Origin of the sequence: Pseudomonas sp. IPO3749 (assembly GCF_013386605.1) — a bacterium.
Lineage (GTDB): Bacteria > Pseudomonadota > Gammaproteobacteria > Pseudomonadales > Pseudomonadaceae > Aquipseudomonas > Aquipseudomonas azotoformans_A.
Genome location: NZ_JACARN010000077.1, coordinates 35,171 through 55,557, shown reverse-complemented (window position 1 = coordinate 55,557; position 20,387 = coordinate 35,171). Strand labels below are relative to the sequence as shown.

Annotated in this window: 18 protein-coding genes and 1 pseudogene; 8 read left to right on the top strand and 11 right to left on the bottom strand. The window is 61.4% G+C overall.

Annotated elements, in window-relative coordinates; genetic code table 11:
- Nucleotides 1-331 precede the first annotated feature (331 nt).
- The 5 genes from colR to HX812_RS26675 all read left to right on the top strand — a co-directional run bounded on the left by colR (nt 332) and on the right by HX812_RS26675 (nt 4,103).
- Nucleotides 332-1,015 (top strand): two-component system response regulator ColR, encoded by a 684-nt coding sequence (colR, locus tag HX812_RS26695; RefSeq protein ID WP_003175870.1) that lies wholly within the window; start codon nt 332-334, stop codon nt 1,013-1,015.
- Entirely contained in the window at nt 1,005-2,285 is a 1,281-nt protein-coding gene (locus tag HX812_RS26690; RefSeq protein WP_038845913.1) for a HAMP domain-containing sensor histidine kinase, read from the top strand. The genes colR and HX812_RS26690 overlap by 11 nt, the downstream gene beginning before the upstream one ends.
- A 189-nt stretch (nt 2,286-2,474) precedes the next feature.
- Nucleotides 2,475-3,155: a class I SAM-dependent methyltransferase gene (locus HX812_RS26685; RefSeq protein WP_038845916.1), complete on the top strand. Its 681-nt coding sequence runs from the start codon at nt 2,475-2,477 to the stop codon at nt 3,153-3,155.
- A 4-nt stretch (nt 3,156-3,159) separates the two neighbouring features.
- Complete coding sequence (locus tag HX812_RS26680) at nt 3,160-3,879, top strand: lipopolysaccharide kinase InaA family protein (RefSeq protein ID WP_038845918.1); 720 nt, start codon at nt 3,160-3,162, stop codon at nt 3,877-3,879.
- Complete coding sequence (locus HX812_RS26675; RefSeq protein ID WP_028617789.1) at nt 3,876-4,103, top strand: hypothetical protein; 228 nt, start codon at nt 3,876-3,878, stop codon at nt 4,101-4,103. Before HX812_RS26680 ends, HX812_RS26675 begins: the two co-directional genes overlap by 4 nt.
- Before the next feature lie 64 nt (nt 4,104-4,167).
- Here HX812_RS26675 and HX812_RS26670 read toward each other — a convergent pair whose 3' ends face one another.
- From HX812_RS26670 to HX812_RS26660, 3 genes are read right to left on the bottom strand one after another with little or no spacing between them, the layout of a single operon-like run.
- Nucleotides 4,168-5,265, bottom strand: a complete 1,098-nt coding sequence (locus HX812_RS26670) for a DUF1513 domain-containing protein (RefSeq protein WP_038845920.1) — start codon at nt 5,263-5,265, stop codon at nt 4,168-4,170.
- A gap of 2 nt (nt 5,266-5,267) precedes the next feature.
- Nucleotides 5,268-6,332, bottom strand: a complete 1,065-nt coding sequence (locus HX812_RS26665; protein WP_016975505.1) for an imelysin family protein — start codon at nt 6,330-6,332, stop codon at nt 5,268-5,270.
- 31 nt (nt 6,333-6,363) lie between these two features.
- The gene (locus HX812_RS26660; protein ID WP_038845923.1) at nt 6,364-7,791 is read right to left on the bottom strand and encodes a di-heme oxidoredictase family protein; all 1,428 of its coding nucleotides are present in this window, start codon (nt 7,789-7,791) and stop codon (nt 6,364-6,366) included.
- Between the two features lie 140 nt (nt 7,792-7,931).
- Between HX812_RS26660 and HX812_RS26655 the strand changes: the two genes are divergently transcribed.
- On the top strand, nt 7,932-8,495 hold the full coding sequence (locus HX812_RS26655) for an NAD(P)H nitroreductase (protein WP_038845925.1): 564 nt from the start codon (nt 7,932-7,934) through the stop codon (nt 8,493-8,495).
- Between the two features lie 63 nt (nt 8,496-8,558).
- On the opposite strand, the gene HX812_RS32500 is transcribed toward HX812_RS26655, so the two are convergent.
- The 8 genes and pseudogenes from HX812_RS32500 to gap form a co-directional block, all read right to left on the bottom strand.
- Nucleotides 8,559-9,314: a methyl-accepting chemotaxis protein gene (locus HX812_RS32500; RefSeq protein WP_370468593.1), complete on the bottom strand. Its 756-nt coding sequence runs from the start codon at nt 9,312-9,314 to the stop codon at nt 8,559-8,561.
- Between the two features lie 102 nt (nt 9,315-9,416).
- Nucleotides 9,417-10,556 (bottom strand): annotated as a pseudogene (locus tag HX812_RS32495) (HAMP domain-containing protein); the annotation flags it as partial.
- Between the two features lie 280 nt (nt 10,557-10,836).
- Entirely contained in the window at nt 10,837-11,238 is a 402-nt protein-coding gene (locus HX812_RS26645; RefSeq protein WP_038845929.1) for a YbaN family protein, read from the bottom strand.
- Nucleotides 11,239-11,295: 57 nt separating this feature from the next.
- Nucleotides 11,296-11,904: a biliverdin-producing heme oxygenase gene (locus HX812_RS26640; protein ID WP_038845931.1), complete on the bottom strand. Its 609-nt coding sequence runs from the start codon at nt 11,902-11,904 to the stop codon at nt 11,296-11,298.
- Nucleotides 11,905-12,037: 133 nt separating this feature from the next.
- Nucleotides 12,038-14,611: a TonB-dependent receptor gene (locus HX812_RS26635; protein ID WP_038845933.1), complete on the bottom strand. Its 2,574-nt coding sequence runs from the start codon at nt 14,609-14,611 to the stop codon at nt 12,038-12,040.
- Between the two features lie 114 nt (nt 14,612-14,725).
- Nucleotides 14,726-15,694 carry a FecR domain-containing protein gene (locus tag HX812_RS26630; protein WP_038845934.1) on the bottom strand — a complete coding sequence of 323 codons (969 nt, stop codon included), beginning with the start codon at nt 15,692-15,694 and terminating at the stop codon, nt 14,726-14,728.
- A gap of 74 nt (nt 15,695-15,768) precedes the next feature.
- Nucleotides 15,769-16,287 (bottom strand): RNA polymerase sigma factor, encoded by a 519-nt coding sequence (locus tag HX812_RS26625; protein WP_033898538.1) that lies wholly within the window; start codon nt 16,285-16,287, stop codon nt 15,769-15,771.
- Between the two features lie 91 nt (nt 16,288-16,378).
- Nucleotides 16,379-17,380, bottom strand: coding sequence for a type I glyceraldehyde-3-phosphate dehydrogenase (gene gap, locus HX812_RS26620; protein WP_038845935.1), 1,002 nt, complete (start codon nt 17,378-17,380; stop codon nt 16,379-16,381).
- Nucleotides 17,381-17,601: 221 nt separating this feature from the next.
- Here gap and edd point away from each other — a divergent pair, with 221 nt between their 5' ends.
- Together edd and HX812_RS26610 are read left to right on the top strand one after the other, a co-directional pair.
- Nucleotides 17,602-19,428, top strand: coding sequence for a phosphogluconate dehydratase (gene edd, locus HX812_RS26615; RefSeq protein ID WP_038845936.1), 1,827 nt, complete (start codon nt 17,602-17,604; stop codon nt 19,426-19,428).
- On the top strand, nt 19,425-20,381 hold the full coding sequence (locus tag HX812_RS26610; protein WP_038845937.1) for a glucokinase: 957 nt from the start codon (nt 19,425-19,427) through the stop codon (nt 20,379-20,381). The genes edd and HX812_RS26610 overlap by 4 nt, the downstream gene beginning before the upstream one ends.
- The last annotated feature ends 6 nt before the right edge of the window (nt 20,382-20,387 follow it).

Genomic DNA, 20,387 nt, shown 5'->3' with positions numbered 1-20,387 from the left:
CCTTATTCAGGACGGGACACGGCTAACTGAAAAGCCCCGCCTGCAGTGATGCAGGCGGGGCTTTTTTGTGGGCAAAAGGGTGTTTCCCATCCCAATGTGGGAGCGGGCTTACCCGCGAAAGCGGTCAATCTGTCGAAGAAAATATTCAAGCCATCGGTAATTTTCTCATCAGCGCTGTGTTCAATCCGTGAAGCTATAGTGAAAATCTCGTTCAACTAAAATATCGGTTGAAAACCTTAATCGATGGCCCTCTCGGGTCTATCCCTGAGCCAAACTTGGCCTTAAGCTGCGCGAGCCAACACGGCCGTTACCGCGTACGGAGACACTGCCCATGCGAATTCTATTGGTTGAAGACAACCGCGATATTCTGGCCAACCTGGCCGATTACCTGGGACTAAAAGGCTATACCGTGGACTGTGCGCAGGACGGTTTGTCGGGCCTGCACCTGGCCGCCACCGAGCATTACGACCTGATCGTGCTCGACATCATGCTGCCCGGCATCGATGGCTACACCCTGTGCAAACGCCTGCGTGAAGATGCGCGCCGCGACACGCCGGTGATCATGCTCACCGCCCGCGACCAACTGGATGACCGGCTGCAGGGCTTCAAGTCCGGCGCCGATGACTACTTGCTCAAACCGTTTGCCCTGTCGGAACTGGCCGCGCGCATCGAAGCGGTGCTGCGCCGTGCCCAGGGTGGCGGGCGCCGCGCCCTGCAAGTGGGTGACCTGAGCTACGACCTCGACACCCTGGAAGTGACCCGCGAAGGCCGCTTGCTCAAGCTCAACCCAGTTGGCCTGAAACTACTGGCGGTGCTGATGCAAAAGAGCCCGCACGTGTTGCGCCGCGAAATTCTCGAAGAAGCCCTGTGGGGCGACGACTGCCCGGACAGCGACAGCCTGCGCAGCCACGTCCACCAATTGCGCCAAGTGATCGACAAACCGTTCGCCAAGCCGTTGCTGCAAACGGTGCACGGCGTCGGTTATCGCCTGGCCGAGGGTCGAGATGGAGTTTAAGCAAAGCCTTGCCCAGCGGATCATCATCGCCTTTGCGTTGATGAGTGCGTTGGTGGCGGGGGCCTTTGCCATGGGCATCGTCGCGACGGTGCACCTGGTGGAAGAAAAGTTGATCTCGGCGGGCCTGGGCGGTGACCTGCAACGCTTGTTGCTGATGGACACGGTCGAAGACTGGCGGCACCGGCCCGAGCCGGATCAGCTGTTTTACTTCAGCGGTGGCCCCGGCGATTTTGAGTTGCCCAAGGATCTGCGCCACCTTGAGCCCGGTTTCCATGAAGTGTTCCGCGAAGCGCTGTCGTACCACGCGATGGTCGAAGTGGTCGACGGTCGGCGCTACGTGTTGCTGCAGGATCAAAGCGATTTCGAAGAGCGCGAGCGCGTGCTGTTTGCCGTGGTGCTGGTGGGTTTCGTCCTCAGCCTGGCGCTGGCGGTATTCCTCGGTTGGGTGCTGGCGCGCAAGGTGATGGCGCCGGTCGTGCGCCTGGCCCGTCAGGTGCGTCATCGTGACCAACTGCTGGGCCTGGCGCCGCCGTTGGCACCGGATTACGCGGCGGATGAAGTGGGTGAACTGGCCGTGGCCTTCGATGCCACCCTGGGGCGCCTGCGCCAGGCGCTGTCCCGTGAGCAGTTGTTCACCAGTGATGTCAGTCACGAATTGCGCACACCGTTGATGGTGCTGGCCAGCTCCTGCGAACTGTTGCTGGAAAACCCGGCCATTGACCAGCGCGGGCGTAACCAGGTTGAGCGCATCGCCCGTGCTTGTGAGGAAATGCGCGAACTGGTGCAGACCTTCCTGATGCTGGCCCGCGCCGAACATGACGACGGCACCATGTCGCCCCAGGTCAGCCTGGAGCAAGTGGCCGATGACCTGCTCGGCATCTGGCGTGAGCCTATCGAGCGCAAGGGCCTGGTGTTGACCTACCAGCCGGGCAACCCTCTGGATACCCGGTACAACGCGACCTTCCTGCACGCGGTCATGGGTAATCTGCTGCGCAATGCTTTGCACTACACAGAGCACGGTTTTATCCGCCTGACCCTGGAGCCCAGTGGTTTTGTGGTAGAAGACTCCGGCGTGGGGATTCCCGAAGACAAGCGCGAAGCGATGTTCGAGCCGTTTGTGCGCGGCAACGAGAAACGCGGTGACGGCCTGGGCCTTGGGTTGTCGCTGGTCCAGCGCATCTGCGAGAACCAGGGCTGGACTGTGAGCCTCAGCACCATGGAGCCCAACGGCTGCCGCTTTCATGTACAACTGAGTCAGGTCAACGCCTGACTCCACCCTCTGCCGCTATCCTGCCAGAGATCACCGTCATTCGGCGAAGATGGCCCCATGCCATTGTTTGTGTCTGTAAAGTCTTGAAATGTATGGGGATTGGACAGGACAAGTTTTTCACAACGGGTTGACCTGTTGATCACAGACGGCTGCTTAAGGTTGTAGGCATCAGCAACTGGAGATCCGTTGATGTCTACCCCGACCAAACTCGAATTTTCCGAAAAGTACGACGACGAACACGCCCAAGAGTATTTGCTCAAGCACCAGGACAATCTGGCCCGCCGGTTGTCCCACAAACGCGACGAGCAATTGGCCCGTGGCGCGCTGGCGATGGCCGGTGAGCCTGGCCTGGTGCTGGACTTGCCGTGCGGTGCCGGGCGTTTCTGGCCGCTGCTGGCCGAAAAGCCCAATCGCGTCATCATTGGAGCCGACAACTCGGCGTCGATGTTGAAGGTCGCAACGGCTGCCCAACCCGCCGATGTGGTGAAACGGGTACGACCCTTGCACACATCTGCGTTTGATATCGATCTGCCGGATAACTCGGTCGACAGCATTTTTTGCATGCGCCTGTTGCACCACATTGGTGATCCGGCGCACCGACTGGCGATACTGCGGGAGTTTCAGCGCGTTACCCGTGACAGTGTGATCGTTTCGCTGTGGGTCGATGGCAATTTCAAAGCCTGGAAACGCAAGCGTCTCGAAGAGCAGCGTCGTAAAAAAGGTGAGCAGGAAGGTTACCAAAACAGATTTGTGTTACCGGCTGCTACTGTTGAAGCAGAATTCGAAGAAGCCGGTTTCCGTGTTCAGGAGTCCCTGGACTTCATTCCGCTCTACGCCATGTGGCGAGTGTATGTATTGCGCAAGAGGTAACAGGATGGCAGTTGAGTGCGTAGCAGGCAGTCACGTAGCTCCCGAGGAGAGATTCGATTATTTCTGGCGCCAGCAAGGCGAGTGGGTTGAAGAACCCAACCGCCGGCGTGGTGGTGAAAGTGGCGTGCAGCGCGTGATGAGCGCCAATGGACGCTTGCTCTACAGCAAGCGCCAGACCGGACATATCTACCGCAGTTGGTTGCACCCGTTTGGCCGTCCCACTGTGTTGCGTGAGCGGGATGCCATCAAGGGCCTTCGCCTGTTGGATGTACGCGTACCCGACATGGTTTTTTGCGAGGCGCGCCGCGACCCCGAGCACCGCTGGCAGGCACTGCTGGTCACCGCAGCCCTCGACGGCTTCGACGAAATCGAAAACTGGTACGCCGCCGGTGGTCGTGAACAGTACGGCGAACTGGTGCATGAGCGCGTGCTCAAGGAGCTTGCTGGCACCTTGGCGCGGATGCACCGTGGGCGCTGGCAGCATGGCTGCCTGTACATCAAGCACATTTTTGTAAGGGTGACCGGCCAGGGCGACTCGGCCAACGTCGAAGTGGCGCTGCTGGATTTCGAGAAATGCCGCCAGCGCTTGACCGCTTATCGGGCCGCTTCCCATGACATGCTGCAATTGCGCCGCCATTCGTCGTGGAACGACACGGACTGGAAGAAACTCAGCTACTTTTACGAAACGGCGTTTGGCAGCGCTATCAAGGGTTTAACCAGATGAAGCTAGAAATAGCACGAGGTTTGTTCCTGGTCGGGGCGTTGGGCGTTGCAGCCTTGGCGCTGGCGGCCTGGGAACAGCCTCGCACACAGGTGCTCAGTGCAACGCAGGGTGGCGCGCAATGCCTGTTGCCGCGCGTCGCCAAGGCGAGCACCGCGGCCAAGCCTGATCATGAGTTGTTGCTGTTCATGTTTGGCATGTCTCAAGGGATGAGGCCACAGAGTTGAAACGATTCAAACCCCCAGGAAAGGGCCTTGCGATGCGAGGCCCTTTTTTTTGCTGTGCGCCAGCTCAGATCAGATGCAGGTGGTTATCCCAGAGCCCGGCGGGCAATTCCAACGGCTTTGCCATCAACGGTTTCTGGCGACAATCGTAGAACCGGCAACGACCTTGGCCCGAGGTCACGACAAAGCCATCCTCGACGGCGCCGACACCGGCACAGTCGGGCAGTGGCCCATCCAGGCGCAGCTCGCCACTGTCCATGTCCCAGATAAAGAAGCGGTTGCCCCGTGGAGCGGTCAACGCCACCAGGCGCAACTCGCTGTGCACCGCGACGCTGGCGGTGTAGTGCCCCATGGCCTGCAACTGCTCATCAGCCACCGGGAACGCCACGAAGGGTTGGCCCGGCCGCTTGATTGCCAGCAACTCGGAACGCTCCTGTGACGCGCCCATGAACTGCTGCCCGGTGAGGATGGTGCCATCGCTGGCGATCCCCATATGGCGCACGCTGTTCATCTGCTGGTCCAGGGTTTCCTTGCTGATCAGGCTGCCGTCGCGGTGCATCAGCACCAGGCTTGGCTCCATGGCGTTGAGGTTCATTTCCACGCGGCTTTCGGCTTCGGTGCGAATGCCGCCGTTGGCCACCACCAGCGTCTCACCGTCGGGCATCCATGACACCTGATGCGGGCCGATGCCGTGGGTGGACATCTCGCCGGTATGCACCAGCCGCTCGCCTTCGAACTTATACACACCAAGCAGGCCACGGCCGGGGTCGGACGTGTCGTTCTCGGTGGCGTACAACCAGTCGCCGCTCTTGTGAATGACCGCGTGGCCATAGAAATGGCGATTCGCCTTGGAGGTGATGGTTTGCAGCAGCGCGCCATCACGCAAGTCGATCAGGTAACTCTCGGTGCCTGGGCGACGGGCGACAAACAGTGCAATTGGCAGCGTCGGGTGGTTGATGATGTCGTGGCAGCGCTGGCCGACCTGGGTGGCAAACACCGGCTTGCCGTCCAGGCGATAGCCCACGGCATAGTGCTTGCCGTCTGCATCATCCCGCGCCGAGAGCAGCAGCGGGCCCTTGTCTTTCCCTTTGAACAGCGTCCAGCCGCCCAACGTGAGCGCACTGAGCAGCACGCTGCCAACCGCCAAAGCCTGTCGCCTGAGCATCATCAGTCACCGTCGTTGGCGTTAAAGCCCAGTTGAATGCCCAGCGCCTTGGCCAATTCGCCTTCGTGCAGGCGGTGGACGACGTTGAGGCTGTCGTAGATATCGTTGAGCTGTTGGCGCCCGGCGTCGTCGGCCAGCAGTTCATTGAGGGTGCGCTGGTTGCTGGCGAAGAGTTTGAGGGACGCGGCATAGGCGGCGTCGATCTTGTCGGCCAACGGCTTCTGCTCGGACGGCAGCAGGCCGCGCAGGCCTTTGTTGTCGACGCCGACCCATACGGTCTGGGCGGCGGCAAGGCTGGCTTCGAGGCTTTGCAGGGACGACTGGCTGCGCCATGCATCGGCCTGGAAGGGCTGCGGGATGCCCTTGGTCTGGCGACCCATTGGCGTGCCGAGTTTTTTCTTCAGAGTGTCCAGTGCGGTCACTTGGACGCGCAGCAGATCGGCAATGGCTTCGTGGGAATCGGCGTAGCGCTGGTTCGGAAACTTGGTCATCTGCGCCAGCATGCCGTCGGTGCTGTTCCAGCTGGCCAGGATCTCTTCGGCCAGGGCTTTTTGACGGTCGCCGATGGCCACCAGCAGTGGGCAGTAACGGGCTTTTTGCGCGTCGTCGGCGATGTCGGTCTTGGCGTCGTAGAGGATGTATTCGTAGGCCGACAGGCCTTGCACCACCACGCTGGACTTGGCCAGGGCGGCGCCATCGATCTGCGGCTGGCTGGCGACCAGTTGCTCGACCTGGCGGCCGACCAGGTTCTTCTTGTCCGGCCAGAACTGCACCTGCCACGAACGGTTGCCCTCGGCCAGCGGGCCGATCAACAGCGGTTGCAGCTCGGCCCAGGCCTTTTGCGCGTGCAGGAAGTCGGCGCGGGCGGTGTCCAGGCTCTCTTTGCCTTGGCAGTAGGCCAGGGCGCTGACGGCCAGTTGGCGGTCGGCTTCGACCCAACGGCTGTAGGTGGGCAGGATCACTTGCTTGGCGATGGCCGCCGAGGTCACCGCTTGCGGGTCTTGCGGCGAGCAGGCACCGAGGGCGAGGGCGGCCAGGCTGGTGAACAACAACTTGGGACGGAACATGTCGAGCTCCCTTCTGTAATTGGGGCGAAGCTTATAAAGAATTCAGGAACGCCAGCAACGCAGCGCGCTGCTCGGCATTAAAGGACAACACATGCTGCTGCGCCGCTTGTGCTTCACCGCCGTGCCACAGCACGGCCTCCAGCAGGTTGCGGGCGCGGCCGTCATGCAAGAACTGGGTGTGGCCACTCACGGTTTGCGTCAGGCCAATGCCCCACAACGGCGGCGTGCGCCAGTCGCGGCCACTGGCTTTGAATTCGCTGCGGTTGTCGGCCAGGCCTTCGCCCATGTCGTGCAGCAGCAGGTCGCTGTAGGGGCGGATCACTTGGTTGGCCAGCTCAGGTTCAGCGGCATTGGCCGCCGTGGTGAACGCGGGCGTGTGACAGCCTTGGCAACCGGCCTGGTAGAACAGGTTCTTGCCGGCCAGCACCTGCGGCGTGTTGACGCCACGGCGCGCTGGCACGGCGAGGTTGCGGGTGTAGAACAGCACCAGGCGCAGGATGTTGTCGCTGACTTCCGGCTCGCCATCGGGGCCATTGCCGTTGGGGGCCTGTTTGCAGGCGACTTGGGCATCGGTGCAGTCATCGAAGGGTCTCAAAGAGGTGGTGAGGCCCATATCACCAGAAAACGCGTGAACATTTTGTTGATTGAGGTTGGGTTGCCCGGCTTTCCAGCCAAAACGCCCAAGCACGGTTTTTTGCTGGGCGTCGTCCCAGACCCAATTGGCACGGCCGACGATGGCTTCCTGGTCGGCGGTCTTCGGGTCGGTGTTGCGCAGGATATCGGCGTCGCTGATGGCTTCGAGCAGGCCCAGGCCGATCATGGGTGGGGCGATGCGTGCGGAGAAGCGTGTATCCGGATGCATCGGGCCGTAACCGAGCTGGGTGATCTGCAGGTCCGGCTTGCGCAGCTCGACCACCGTGCCGTCCTTGAACGTCACGTTGACCGGTGTGTAGTCGACCCGCACCTTGCCTTCAGGCTGCACGCCCGGCACAGCCATATCCTGCAACTGACCGCCGTAGACCGGCTCGGGCACCACGCCGACCTGTTCGATGAGCTTGGCATAGGGCGCCGCATCCGGAATCGACAGGCGCACCAGCATCGACACTGCATTCGGTGCGTCGGGTAATGGCGGGTGCCCACGGCCATCCTTGATATGGCAGTTCTGGCAGGCATTGGTGTTGAACAGCGGGCCAAGTCCATCACGCGCGGTGGTGGTGGACGGCGCGATCACCCAGGGGCTGCGAAAGAAGCTGTTACCCACGCTGAAATCCAGGCGCCGGGTGGGCGACAGGTTGGCCGAAGGCAGGGAAAATGCATTCTGGTCGCGCTTGTTCACTGTCGCAGCGCCGCCCGCCCGTGATTCACCCGGCTCGGCCTTGGTGAAACGTGGCGCGTCATCGCAGGCAGTCAGGCTCAAGGCCAACACGGCTGCGGATAGGCGGAAAAGCAGACGGAACATCGAGTTTCCTGGCGCGAAGGCTGAAAATAAGGTCGCAAAGTCTAACAGGGCAGGGCCGAATGAATAAGAGCAATTATCGTTTGGTGGATGGCGATGTATTCCCGCTAGAATGGCCGCACATTTTTCTCTGGAGGTGGCCAATGCAGGCTCTCGACGCTTTGCTCAACCGTGTTTCCGTGCCGCGTCTGCTGGAACCGGCGCCGACCCAGGAGCAGCGCGACGTGCTGTTCGCCGCCGCCATGCGCGCGCCCGACCACGGCCAATTGCGCCCTTGGCGCTTCCTCACCGTTGAAGGTGCTGCCCGTGAGCAAATGGGCACGCTGTTGGCCGAGGCTGCGCGCCTGCAAGACGCCGATGCGCCACAAGCCGCCATCGACAAGGCCCAGAACGGCCCGTTGCGTGCGCCGTTGGTGGTGGTGGTGATTGCCCGTTTGCAGGAACACTTCAAGGTGCCGAAATCCGAGCAATTGCTGGCCGCCGCCTGTGCGGCCCACGGCATCCTGCTGGCGGCGTATGCCCAGGGAATTGGCGCCGTGTGGCGCACTGGCGAGTTGTCCTATTCGGCCCATGTCGCCAAAGGCCTGGGGCTGACAGCAGATGAGGAAGTGATTGGCTTCCTTTACCTGGGCACGCCGCAGAATCCACCGCGTACGGCGGCTAAAGAAGATGTGACTGCGTTCGTACAGGCCTGGCCAGGTCTCTAAGGCCAAGGTGATCCAAATGTGGGAGCGGGCTCCCACAAGTATCTCTGTGGTTTTGGAACCGAGTCAGACCCTGAACTGATCCATCAGCTTCATCTGCTGGCTGGCCAACGCATTGAGTTGGCTGCTGATGGCCGCCGACTCGGTGGCCTGGCCGGTGAGGGTTTCGGTCACGGTGCGGATCGCCGAGACGTTGCGGTTGACCTCTTCGGCCACGGCGCTCTGTTGTTCGGCGGCGCTGGCGATTTGCAGGTTCATGTCGCTGATCACGGTCACCGCGTCGCTGATCTTGCCCAAGGCCTGCACCGCTTGATGGATCTGCCCGGCATTGCTCTGGGCCTGGCTCTGGCTTGAATGCATGGTTGCCACCACGCCGCGGGTGCCGCTCTGGATGCGTTCGATCACCAGGCGGATTTCCTCCACGGAGTCCTGGGTGCGCTTGGCCAGGTTGCGCACTTCGTCGGCCACCACCGCAAAACCACGCCCGCTTTCCCCGGCGCGTGCCGCTTCGATGGCGGCGTTCAGCGCCAGCAGGTTGGTCTGCTCGGCGATGCTGCGGATCACTTCCAGCACCGAACCAATCTGCTCGCTGTTGACCGCCAAGGCTTCGACTTCGCCCACGGCCTTGCTGACTTCTTCGGCCAGGGTGGTGATGTCGCGGGTGCTCTGCTCGATGATCGACATGCCTTCGCGCGCCGACTGATCCGCACCCCGCGCCGCGCTGGCAGCATTGGAGGCGCTGTTGGCGACATCGTGGGCAGTCGCGCTCATTTCGTTGGAGGCCGTGGCCACCTGGTCGATCTCGCGGAACTGCACCTGCATGCCTTCGCTGGTCTGGCGCGCGATGGCGGAGGATTGATCGGCGGTGCCACGGGCTTCGGTGATGCTTTGCTTGATCTGGGCGATGGTCGGTTGCAGCTTGTCGAGGAAGCGGTTGAACCAGTTGACCAGCTCTCCGAGTTCATCCTTCTTGGTGTAGGCCAGGCGTTGAGTGAGGTCACCGTCGCCGCTGGCGATGTCCTTGAGCATGGCGGCCACGCTGTTGATTGGGCGAGTTACGCCAGTGGCGGTCAGCCAGATCAGCAGCAAACCCAGCAGCGCGGCGGCGGCGCCGACCAGCAAGGCCTTGAGCGTACCGGCGGCCTGGGCTTTGTCGAGCACGTCTTGCAGCTTCAAGGTGTCAGCCAGCATCACGTTCTTGGGTAGCTTGATCACCACGCCCCAGGATTTTGCATCGGCAATCGGCTTGACCGGGTACACGGCGCGGATGGTGTCCTCCTGCTCGCGGATCATGGACGAGTCGCCGGCCAGCAACTGCACGATTTCCTTGCCTTCGGCGCCGAGGGTGTCGATCAGGTTTTTGCCAACCTTGTCCGGCTGGCCGCTATAGGCTGCGATCAGGCCGGTGCTGGACAGGATCTCCAGATGCGCCGCGCCGTCGAACAGTTCTTTTTGCGCCGCGTCCGTCACGGCCTGCAGGGTGTTGAGGGCGATGTCGATACCCACCACGCCGATGACTTTGCCGTCCACGATCAGCGGCAAGGCAATGGTGGTCATCAGCATCTGCTTGCCGGCCACTTCATCGGCGTAGGGATCCAGCAGGCAAACCTTGCGCGTGTCCCGTGGGCAGGTGTACCAGATGTTGTAGGGCGTGCCGCTGAGGTTGGGGGTGGTCTTGGTCAGGTCTTCCTCGACCATGATGGTGTTCAGGCCTTCACCGCCGGCGCGGCTCCAGTAGCTGGAGAAACGGCCTTTTTCGTTGGACACGCGGGCCTTGTCGTCGACGAATTCGCTGTCCTTGCCATCCAGTCCATTGGGCTCGAATGACAGCCAGATACCCAGCACCTTGCTGTTGCGTTCGAAGGTGGTCTTGAGGCTCTGGTTGAGTTCTTCCCGCAAGGCGCCAGGCTCCAGTGAACGCTTGGCGGCCAGGGCGCGCAGGTCCTTGACCTGGTCGGCAAGGGCCGTCACCACCAACAGGTTTTCGCCAAAGGTTTTCTGCAACTGCACGGCCTGTTCGGCGGCTTTGGATTGCAGCAGGTTCTGCACGCTGTTAGTGAGCATTCGCGAGCTTGAATCGCTGATCAGTTGATCGTTCTGATTGGTTTCGTAGAGGTTGATGCTGATGATCAGTGCGATGACCCCCAAGAGGCAAAGGCCTGACAGCAGCACGATTTTCAAGCGAATGGAGAGGGTGTCGAACATAGGTTCACTCACGAATGGACTTGTTGGAAAGCACGCAGTGCAGGCCAAGTCCATTCAGCGCTATGTCTGAAACATCGGCGTCATGAATCAATTCATGAGAGAGAGGCGATGAGCGGTAGGAAAAACCCTACACGCGCCGTTATACGGGCGCTGCGAGCCGTTCCGGGCGTGACCAGATCCACAGGTTGCCCAGGCTCATCCCGGCGATCGCCAGGTAGATCGGCCAGCCGTGATCAAGCATCACCAGCATCAGGATGGCGCACAACAGCATGCTTACCGTGGCACTGACTTTGGCGCGGCGGGCGATGATCTTGCCGTTGCGCCAGTTGAACAGGATGGGCCCGAACAGCCGGTGGTTTTCCAGCCAGGCGCTGAGGCGCGGTGAGCTTTTGGTGGCGGCCCAGGCGGCGAGCAGAATGAATTCGGTGGTGGGCAAACCCGGCACGACAATCGCCACCAGCCCGATGCCCAGGCTGACGTAGGCCAGCAGGCCGAAGAGGATCCGGGCGATCTTCGAGGTGGATTGGGTTTTGCCGGTCATGGGAGCGATTTACAGAGTCGAGGAAGCAGGAGCGGACGTAGCCGCTCCTACAGGGTATCAGGCCAGTTCAGGGGCGCTAGCGTACGCTTGTTCCAGCAAGACGGTGAAGCGTACAAACGCGTCGATTGCGCCTTTTTCCACGGCGGCTTCTTCTTCAGCGCTGAACTCCAGGCCGTCGAGCGTGCGGGTGAAGCGCTTCCAGCCTTCGGCACGACCACCGGCCGGTTCGCCCAGGTGGCGGGCACCGAAGGTTTCGCTCAGGCCCAGGCCCACGGCGCGCTTGATCAGGAACGCAGCGCCCAGCTTGGAGCCTTCGGACACGAACAGCCAGCCCAAGGCTTCGGCTTTGCTCGGGTTTTTCACGGCACCGGCGACCGGTGCAGGCACTTCGGTGTCGAGGTCGCCCAGGTCCAGTTTGGCGGCTTCGGCGCGGCAACGCTCTGCCAGGTCAGGCACGATCTTGATCAGCTCGGCATCGTTGTACAGCGCCACCAATTCCGACTGGAACAGGTACTGCGCGACCACGAAACGCGCGAAATTGGCCTGGGTTTCGAACGGCGCGTGGGCTTTGACCAGGGCGTCGAGTTTGGTATGTGGCTCGTTGGTGATCTGGTTCAGGCGCTGGGAGCGTAGGCTTGGGCGTTCTGCGGTTGGAGAAGCGGTCATGAAAAAGTCCTTGAGAAGGGGAGCGCCTGGGTGCCCTAAAGAGAGCTGTTATCAACTAGACGAACAAGAAGACGCGGCACAGTAAAAAATCCTCACCTCGTCGATGACATTTCGACGAGGTGAGTAGGGCGGATCAGATGTCCCAGATCACGTTTATCGCAAAGTTGCGACCCGGCTGGGTCAGGCGGTCGAGGTTGGCCGGGGAGGTCACGCCGGCTTCGCCGACGCCGTCGTAGCTGCGCACGTCGTCCCAGTTCCAGTACTTCTTGTCGGTCAGGTTGTAGAGGCCGCCGTTGAGGGTCACGTCGTTGGTGACTTTGTAGAAGCCGGTCAGGTCGACGATGCCAAAGCCTGGGGTCTTGAACGGGCCCTTGGACTTGTCGCCGTCTGGCGAGAAGAAGGTGGTGCTGTCGACGCGGTTCTGTTTCTTGACCAGTGTCCAACTGACCAACGCGCCGTATTGTTCCTGGTCGTAACCCAGACCGAACACGCCCTTGAGCGGGTTGACACTGTTGAGGGGCTCGCCGGTCTCGTCGTTGCGGCCATAGGCGTACGCCACCGCACCTTGGGTGTACAGGCCTTGGGGCGCGCCAAACGCGTCCAGGTTCATGCGGCCCTTGGCTTCGATGCCCTTGATGGTGGCGCGCTTGATGTTGAACGGCTGGAAGATCGTGCCGGTCGGGGCGACGGAGGTGTTGTCCTCGTCGATGAAGTCTTTGTACTTGTTGTAGAACACCGCGACATCGAAGTTACCCGCGTCGAAGTTACCGCGAATCCCGGTCTCGATGCCTTTGCTGGTTTCCGGCTTGAGGCTTGGGTTTGGCTCGACCACGTACCCTTGCTGGATATTTTCAAAGCGGCCGTACAGGGCCTTGGCTGATGGCGTGCGGAAGCCTTCGGCGTATTGGCCGAACCAGGTGTAGTGGTCTGTCAGCGCGTAGGTCAGGCCGAATTTCGGCGAAACACGGTGCCAGGTCTTGGTGTCGTCGTCGTGTGGGTAGATCCGGTTCGGGTCGGTGGCGTTGAGGAAGTCCTCGGTCAGCTTGGGTTTGAGCTGGGTGTAGTCATAGCGAACGCTGGGCAGGAAGGTCCAGTTGTTCCAGGCGATCTGATCCTGGGCAAACAGCGAATAGGTGTTGATGGTCGGGTCCGGGAAGTCGCTGGCCTTTCTCACGCTGTCTGTGGCAGACGGGCTGGGGGCGCCGATGGCGGTACAGCCACTGCCGACGGCCAGGCAGGTGGCGGCACCTTCACGGGAACCGGTGACTTTCTGCTGCTTGAGGGTGGTGCCGTAGGTCACTTGGTGATCGGTGTCACCGAGGCTGAAGGCCTTGTCCAGCTGGGCGTCGAATACCCATTGTTTTTCCTGGTAGAGCGTATCGCGGGTCCGCAGCACGCGACGGCCGGCCTGGTAGATCTCGGCGGTGGTCTGGTCGGTCTTGGCAATCTGATAGTTGAGGCTGGTCTTGATGCGGTCGGCAATCGGCGATTCGAGCGCGAAGCTGTTTTCCAGGCCGAAGCGCTCACGGGTGATGGTGTCGTTGCCCGAGCGTGCGCGGTACAGGTTGGGGGAGACAGGGGCACCGGTGTTGAACGGCCCGCCTATGGCGTTCTTCTGGTTAGTGTCGCGATCGTCCTTGTACTTCTCATACGTCAGGCCAAGGCGATTGTCGTCGCCGTAATTCCAGCCCAGCTTGGCCAGGATGTTGGTGGTGCGCGCGTCTTCCGGGTTGGCGCCGGTACGGGCCAGGCCGGTGGCGTTGTTGCCGTCGTAGGACTCCATTTCGTGGCCATTGCGCTGGCTCAGGTGCAGCAAACCGTCGAAGTCCTGTACGCGACCAGCGAAGGTGCCGGAGGTCAGCCAGCTTTCATCGGCGGAGCTGTAGCCGGTCTTGAGACGGGCGCCGACGTCCTGGCCGGGCTTGATGATGTCGTCCGGGTCGAGGGTGAAGTAACTCACTGCGCCGCCAATGGCGCTGCTACCGTACAGGGCCGAGGCCGGACCGCGCAGGATCTCGACGCGCTTGACGATTTCCGGGTCGACGTAGTTGCGACGGGTCTTGGCGTAGGGGCCGTTGAAGAAGTTGTCCGGCACTTCCACGCCATCGACCTGAGTGAGGATGCGGTCGCCGTCGATGCCGCGAATGTTGAAGCCGGCGTTACCGGCACGGGTGCCGGCGCCACCGACCGAAACGCCGGGCTCATAGCGCACCAGCTCGCGGATGGTGTTGACGTTCTGGCGGTCCAGCTCTTCGCGGTCATGCACGCTGACGGTGCTCGGTACGGTGCTCACGTCCTGCTCGTTGCGGGTGGCGCTGATGGTCACCTGCTGCAGGTTGAGGGTGCTGCCCGCTGCGCGTTTTTCCAGGACGATGTTGTTGCTGCCCAGTTTGCGATAGCTCAGGTTGGTCCCCACCAACAGTCGGTCCAGGGCTTTTTCCGGCGGCAGCGGGCCGCGCACGCCAGGGGACGACACACCCTGGCCCAATTCAGCGGGCAGGCCGACTTGCCAACCGGTCACCGCGGTAAAAGCGTTGAGGGCCGAGACCAGCGATTGCTGCTCGATGCTGAAGTTGTAGTTGCCGTGACTGCGCGCAGCAGGTTCGGCGGCGGTGGCGCTCATCACTGGCGCACCGGCCAGCAGAATGGCGGCCGTCAGCAAGGACAGGACGGGCGAAGAGGACCGGCGTTTGAAACAAGAGGACATCGAGAGCGCTCCGGGTACGAATCTTATAGTTGCAAACTGAGACAAATAGGAATCAGTTGCATTGGCTAAGACGAGACGTACCACCCACAGCTATCGAGTAAAAATAATTCTCATTTAGTTCAAGATCACCAGCGCCGGGTATTCCGACAGCTTGGCCGAGGTGATGTGGGCCAGGGATCGCACCACGTCCAGGGGCTGGTCGAGGCGATAATTGCCGGTGACGGCAACGCTGGCGAGTTGGTCATTGGTGTTGACGATCCAGCCAGGGTAATAGCGACGCAACTCGGCGAGCACTTCGCTCATCGGGCAGTTTTCGAAGATCAGTCGTCCTTGCACCCAGGCCAGGTCCTTGTTGGTGTCCAGCTTGGCCGGCTGGCCGAAGCCCTTGGGCCCGATGCGGATGCTTTCACCGGCGCTCAGGCGCACGCGGGCATCATCGAAGGTGTTGCTCAGGTCGACATCGCCGCGTTGCACTTGCACCTGAGCTTCGCCATTCAGGTAACGCACGGCAAACGCCGTATCGCGCACGCTGGCGCGCACGGGGCCGGCGTCGATTTCCAGGGGCAGGCCGTGGCTGGGCACGATTTCGAAAAACGCCTCGCCTTGGTACAGGCGGGCGATGCGCTGGTGGTCCTTGATGCTGCTGGAAAACGCTGAGTTGGTGTTCAGCAGCACCTTGGAGCCGTCGTCCAGTTGCAGGCGCTGGCGTTCGCCCACCACGGTGAGGTGGTCGGCTTGCAGGCGTACCGGCAGGTTGCTGAAGCTGAACAGGCCGATCAGCAGCACGGCGGCGGTAGCCAGTGGTTTCCAATGCGGTTTGATGCGGCGCCAGGCGCTGGGTTTGCGCGGTACCGCCAGTGCGACGGCGGCACTGTGCACCGGCGCGCCACCCCAGGCGGCCTGGGCCTTGGCGAAAGCATGAACGTGGGCGGGATCGCTGGCCAGCCAGGCTTCGAATTCGGCTTGCTGCCCGGGTTGCGGGCACTGCAAGGCGATCAGCCAGTCGAGGGCTTGATCCATAGCCGTGTCTTGCAACACCTCATGAGCCAGCTCATGGGGCTGCAGTTTATTCGGGTCCGTCACGGTGTTCCTCGGGTCTTCGCCACGTTCTATTCAACTTTCCTACAGCCTGGGTCGACGCTTCTTTCGGGTGAAGCTTAAGGCCGATCCAGCCGTTCGGCCACACCTACACAGATGGCCATGATCAATTTGAGTTCCTTTTGCACGGTGCTCAAGGACACTTCCAACTGATCGGCAATCTCCTGGTAGCTGCAACCATGCAGGCGGCTGAGGATGAAGATCTGCTGTTGGCGGGCGCTCAACTGGCCCAGGCTGACGCTCAAGGCTTCAAGCATTTGCTCGGCCTGGGTGGCATCTTCGGGGGTGCTGATGGGAGCCGCGACGCTTTGCAGAACGTCCAGCGGAACATCTTCCTGCAGCGTGCGGGCCTGGATCCTGCGCGCGCGCAGATGATCCAGCGCCAGGTTGCGTGCCGTCTGATAGACAAAAGGTTCAAGGTGGTCGATCGGCCGCTCGCTCAGGGCCCGAGTCACGCGCAGGTAGGTTTCCTGCAACAGGTCCTCGGCGGTGCTGTGGTTATTCACCATCCGCTGCAAGGTGCGAAGCAGAACCACCCGTTGGGTGAGAAAAACGTGGTTGAAGCGAGATTGGCTCACAGTGATACCAGACCGATTTGCAGTTAATGATAATGCTTATCATCAACTCAAATGGCAAGTAGCTATTTCTGTGAGCCTTTTCCCGTGAGGGTTATTCGGCGTTACACAGCGCCAGGCAGTTATCCAACATACGGTTGGAGAAGCCCCACTCGTTGTCATACCAAGCCAACACTTTCAGCAACTTGCCACTGACCTTGGTGTGATTGGCGTCGAAGATCGACGACAACGGGTTGTGGTTGAAGTCGCTGGAAACCAGCGGCAAGGTGTTGTAACCAAGGATCTTGGAATGCTGGCTGGCATCCTTGAGCAACGCATTGACCTGTTCGGCAGTGGCTTCTTTCTTCAACTGCACGGTGAGGTCCACCAGCGACACGTTGATCACCGGTACACGCACCGCCATGCCGGTCAACTTGCCCGCCAGTTCCGGCAGCACCAGGCCGACGGCTTCAGCTGCGCCGGTCTTGCTCGGGATCATGTTCTGAGTGGCCGAACGCGCACGGTACGGGTCGGTGTGGTAGACGTCGGTCAGGTTCTGGTCGTTGGTGTAGGCGTGAATCGTGGTCATCAGGCCACTTTCGATGCCCAGCTCGCGGTGCAGCACTTGCGCCACAGGCGCCAGGCAGTTAGTGGTGCACGACGCGTTGGAGATGATCTGGTGGGATTGGCGCAGAATGTCGTGGTTCACACCGTAGACCACGGTAGCGTCCGCGCCCTTGGCCGGTGCCGAGATGATCACCTTGCGCGCACCAGCGGTAATATGGGCGGCAGCCTTGTCACGGTCGGTGAACAGACCGGTGCATTCGAACACCACGTCGATCTTGTGCGCAGCCCACGGCAGGTCGGCGGGGTTGCGAATGGCGCTGACGGCAATCCGGTCACCATTGACGGTCAGGCTTTCCTGATCGTGGGCGACCTCTGCGTCGAAAGTGCCATGCACGGTGTCGTATTTGAGCAGGTGGGCGTTGATCGAACTGTCGCCCAGATCGTTGATGGCGACGATCTGCAAATCCTGGCGGTAGCCTTGGGTATACAGTGCGCGCAGGACATTACGGCCGATACGGCCAAAACCATTGATTGCGATACGAAGAGTCATTGGAAAGTGCCTGTCGTCGATTTGTTGTAAGAATTACAAGATTATTCGCATAAAAATAGAAAACAAGCCTTTTTAGTGGCAATATTTTGTTCAATCTACAACGAGTGACCTGAATCAACTGGTCCGATGATCCAAACGACTCCCTGCCATCCCATGCGCTGCGGGCGTTTGATCAGCATAGACACTCAGGTCGCCACATCCGTTAGCCTGGAGTTCTACACATGCATCCCCGCGTTCTTGAGGTCACCGAACGGCTTATCGCCCGCAGCCGCGCCACCCGCGAGGCCTACCTTGCGCTCATTCGCGGTGCAGCCATCGACGGTCCGATGCGCGGCAAGCTGCAATGCGCCAACTTCGCCCACGGCGTGGCCGGTTGCGGCACTGAAGATAAAAATAGTCTGCGCATGATGAATGCCGCCAACGTGGCAATTGTTTCGTCATATAACGACATGCTCTCGGCGCACCAGCCGTACGAGCATTTCCCTGAACAAATCAAGAAAGCCTTGCGCGAAGTTGGCTCGGTCGGCCAGTTCGCCGGCGGCACCCCCGCGATGTGCGACGGCGTGACCCAGGGCGAGCCTGGCATGGAGTTGAGCCTGCTCAGCCGTGAAGTCATTGCCATGTCCACGGCGGTAGCGCTGTCCCACAACATGTTTGATGCCGCGCTGATGCTGGGCATCTGCGACAAGATTGTCCCCGGCCTGATGATGGGCGCGTTGCGCTACGGCCACCTGCCGATGATCTTCGTGCCGGGCGGGCCGATGCCGTCGGGCATCTCCAACAAGCAGAAAGCCGACGTGCGCCAGCGCTACGCCGAAGGCAAGGCCACCCGCGAAGAGCTGCTGGAATCGGAAATGAAGTCCTACCACAGCCCCGGCACCTGCACCTTCTACGGCACCGCCAACACCAACCAGCTGCTGATGGAAGTGATGGGCCTGCACTTGCCGGGCGCCTCTTTCGTCAACCCGTACACACCGCTGCGCGATGCGCTGACCCGCGAAGCCGCGCACCAGGTCACGCGCCTGACCAAAGCCAACGGCAGCTTCATGCCGATCGGCGAGATCGTCGACGAGAAATCCATCGTCAACTCCATCATCGCCCTCAACGCCACCGGCGGTTCGACCAACCACACCCTGCACATGCCGGCCATCGCCATGTCGGCGGGCATCATCCTCACCTGGGACGACATGGCCGACCTCTCCGAGGTGGTGCCGACCCTGTCCCACGTGTATCCAAACGGCAAGGCCGACATCAACCACTTCCAGGCGGCGGGCGGCATGTCGTTCCTGATCCGCGAACTGCTCGAAGCCGGCCTGCTCCACGAAGACGTCAACACTGTGGCCGGTAAGGGCCTGAGCCGCTACACCCAGGAACCCTTCCTGGTCGATGGCGAATTGATCTGGCGCGACGGCCCTATCGAAAGCCTCGACGAAAGCATCCTGCGCCCGGTGGCCCGTGCGTTCTCGCCGGAAGGCGGCTTGCGCGTGATGGAAGGCAACCTCGGTCGCGGCGTGATGAAAGTCTCGGCCGTGGCGCCGGAGCACCAGATTGTTGAAGCACCGGCGATGGTGTTCCAGGACCAGCAAGACCTGGCCGACGCGTTCAAGGCCGGCCAGTTGGAAAAAGACTTCGTCGCCGTCATGCGCTTCCAGGGCCCGCGCTCCAATGGCATGCCCGAATTGCACAAGATGACGCCGTTCCTCGGTGTGTTGCAGGACCGTGGCTTCAAAGTCGCACTGGTAACAGACGGGCGCATGTCCGGCGCGTCGGGTAAGATCCCCGCCGCGATTCACGTCAACCCCGAAGCCCAGAGCGGCGGGCCGCTGGCGCGGGTGCGCGATGGCGATATCATTCGCGTGGATGGCGTGAAGGGCACCTTGGAGCTTAAGGTGGACGCCGATGAGTTTGCAGCGCGCGCGCCTGCCACGGGCCTGTTGGGTAATAACGTGGGGGCCGGTCGCGAGCTGTTTGCATTTATGCGCTTGGCCGCAAGCTCTGCAGAGCAGGGCGCCAGCGCCTTTACCTCTGCCTTGGAGACGCTTAAGTGAAGCTTGCGCTGGTCGGTGATATCGGGGGCACCAACGCCCGTTTCGCGTTGTGGCGCGATCAGGAACTGCATTCGATCCGCGTGCATGCCACGGCGGATCACTCCAGCCCTGAAGACGCGATCAAGGTTTACCTCAACGAGGAAGGCCTGCAAATCGGCGACATCGGTGCGGTGTGCCTGTCGGTGGCCGGACCGGTGAGCGGCGATGAATTTAAATTCACCAACAACCACTGGCGCCTGAGCAAGACTGCGTTTTGCAAGACGTTGCAGGTCGATGAACTGCTGCTGGTCAATGACTTCTCGGCCATGGCCCTGGGCATGACCCGCCTCAAGCCCGACGAATTCCGTGTGGTTTGCGAGGGTACGCCGGAGCCGTTGCGCCCGGCGGTAGTGATTGGCCCTGGCACTGGCCTGGGTGTCGGGACGCTGCTGGACCTCGGCGCAGGTCGTTTTGCGGCGTTGCCGGGGGAGGGCGGGCATGTCGACCTGCCCCTGAGCAGCCCGCGTGAAACCCAGCTGTGGCAGCACATCTACACTGAGATCGGCCACGTCAGCGCCGAAACCGCCTTGAGCGGTGGCGGGTTGCCGCGTTTGTACCGTGCCATTTGCGCGGTCGACGGCCACACGCCGGTACTGGAAACCCCCGAGGCCATCACGGCCGCAGGCCTGGCCGGCGACCCGGTGGCGATGGAGGTATTGGACCAGTTCAGCATCTGGCTGGGCCGCGTCGCCGGCAACAATGTGCTGACCACCGGTGGACGCGGTGGCGTGTACATCGTGGGTGGGGTGATACCGAGGTTTGCCGACTTCTTTATCAACAGTGGTTTCGCCAAGAGTTTTAGCGACAAAGGCTGCATGAGTGACTACTTCAAGGGCATTCCGGTGTGGTTGGTAACCGCGCCGTATTCCGGGTTGACCGGGGCCGGCGTCGCGTTGGAACAGGCGTTTGCCTGACCTGCA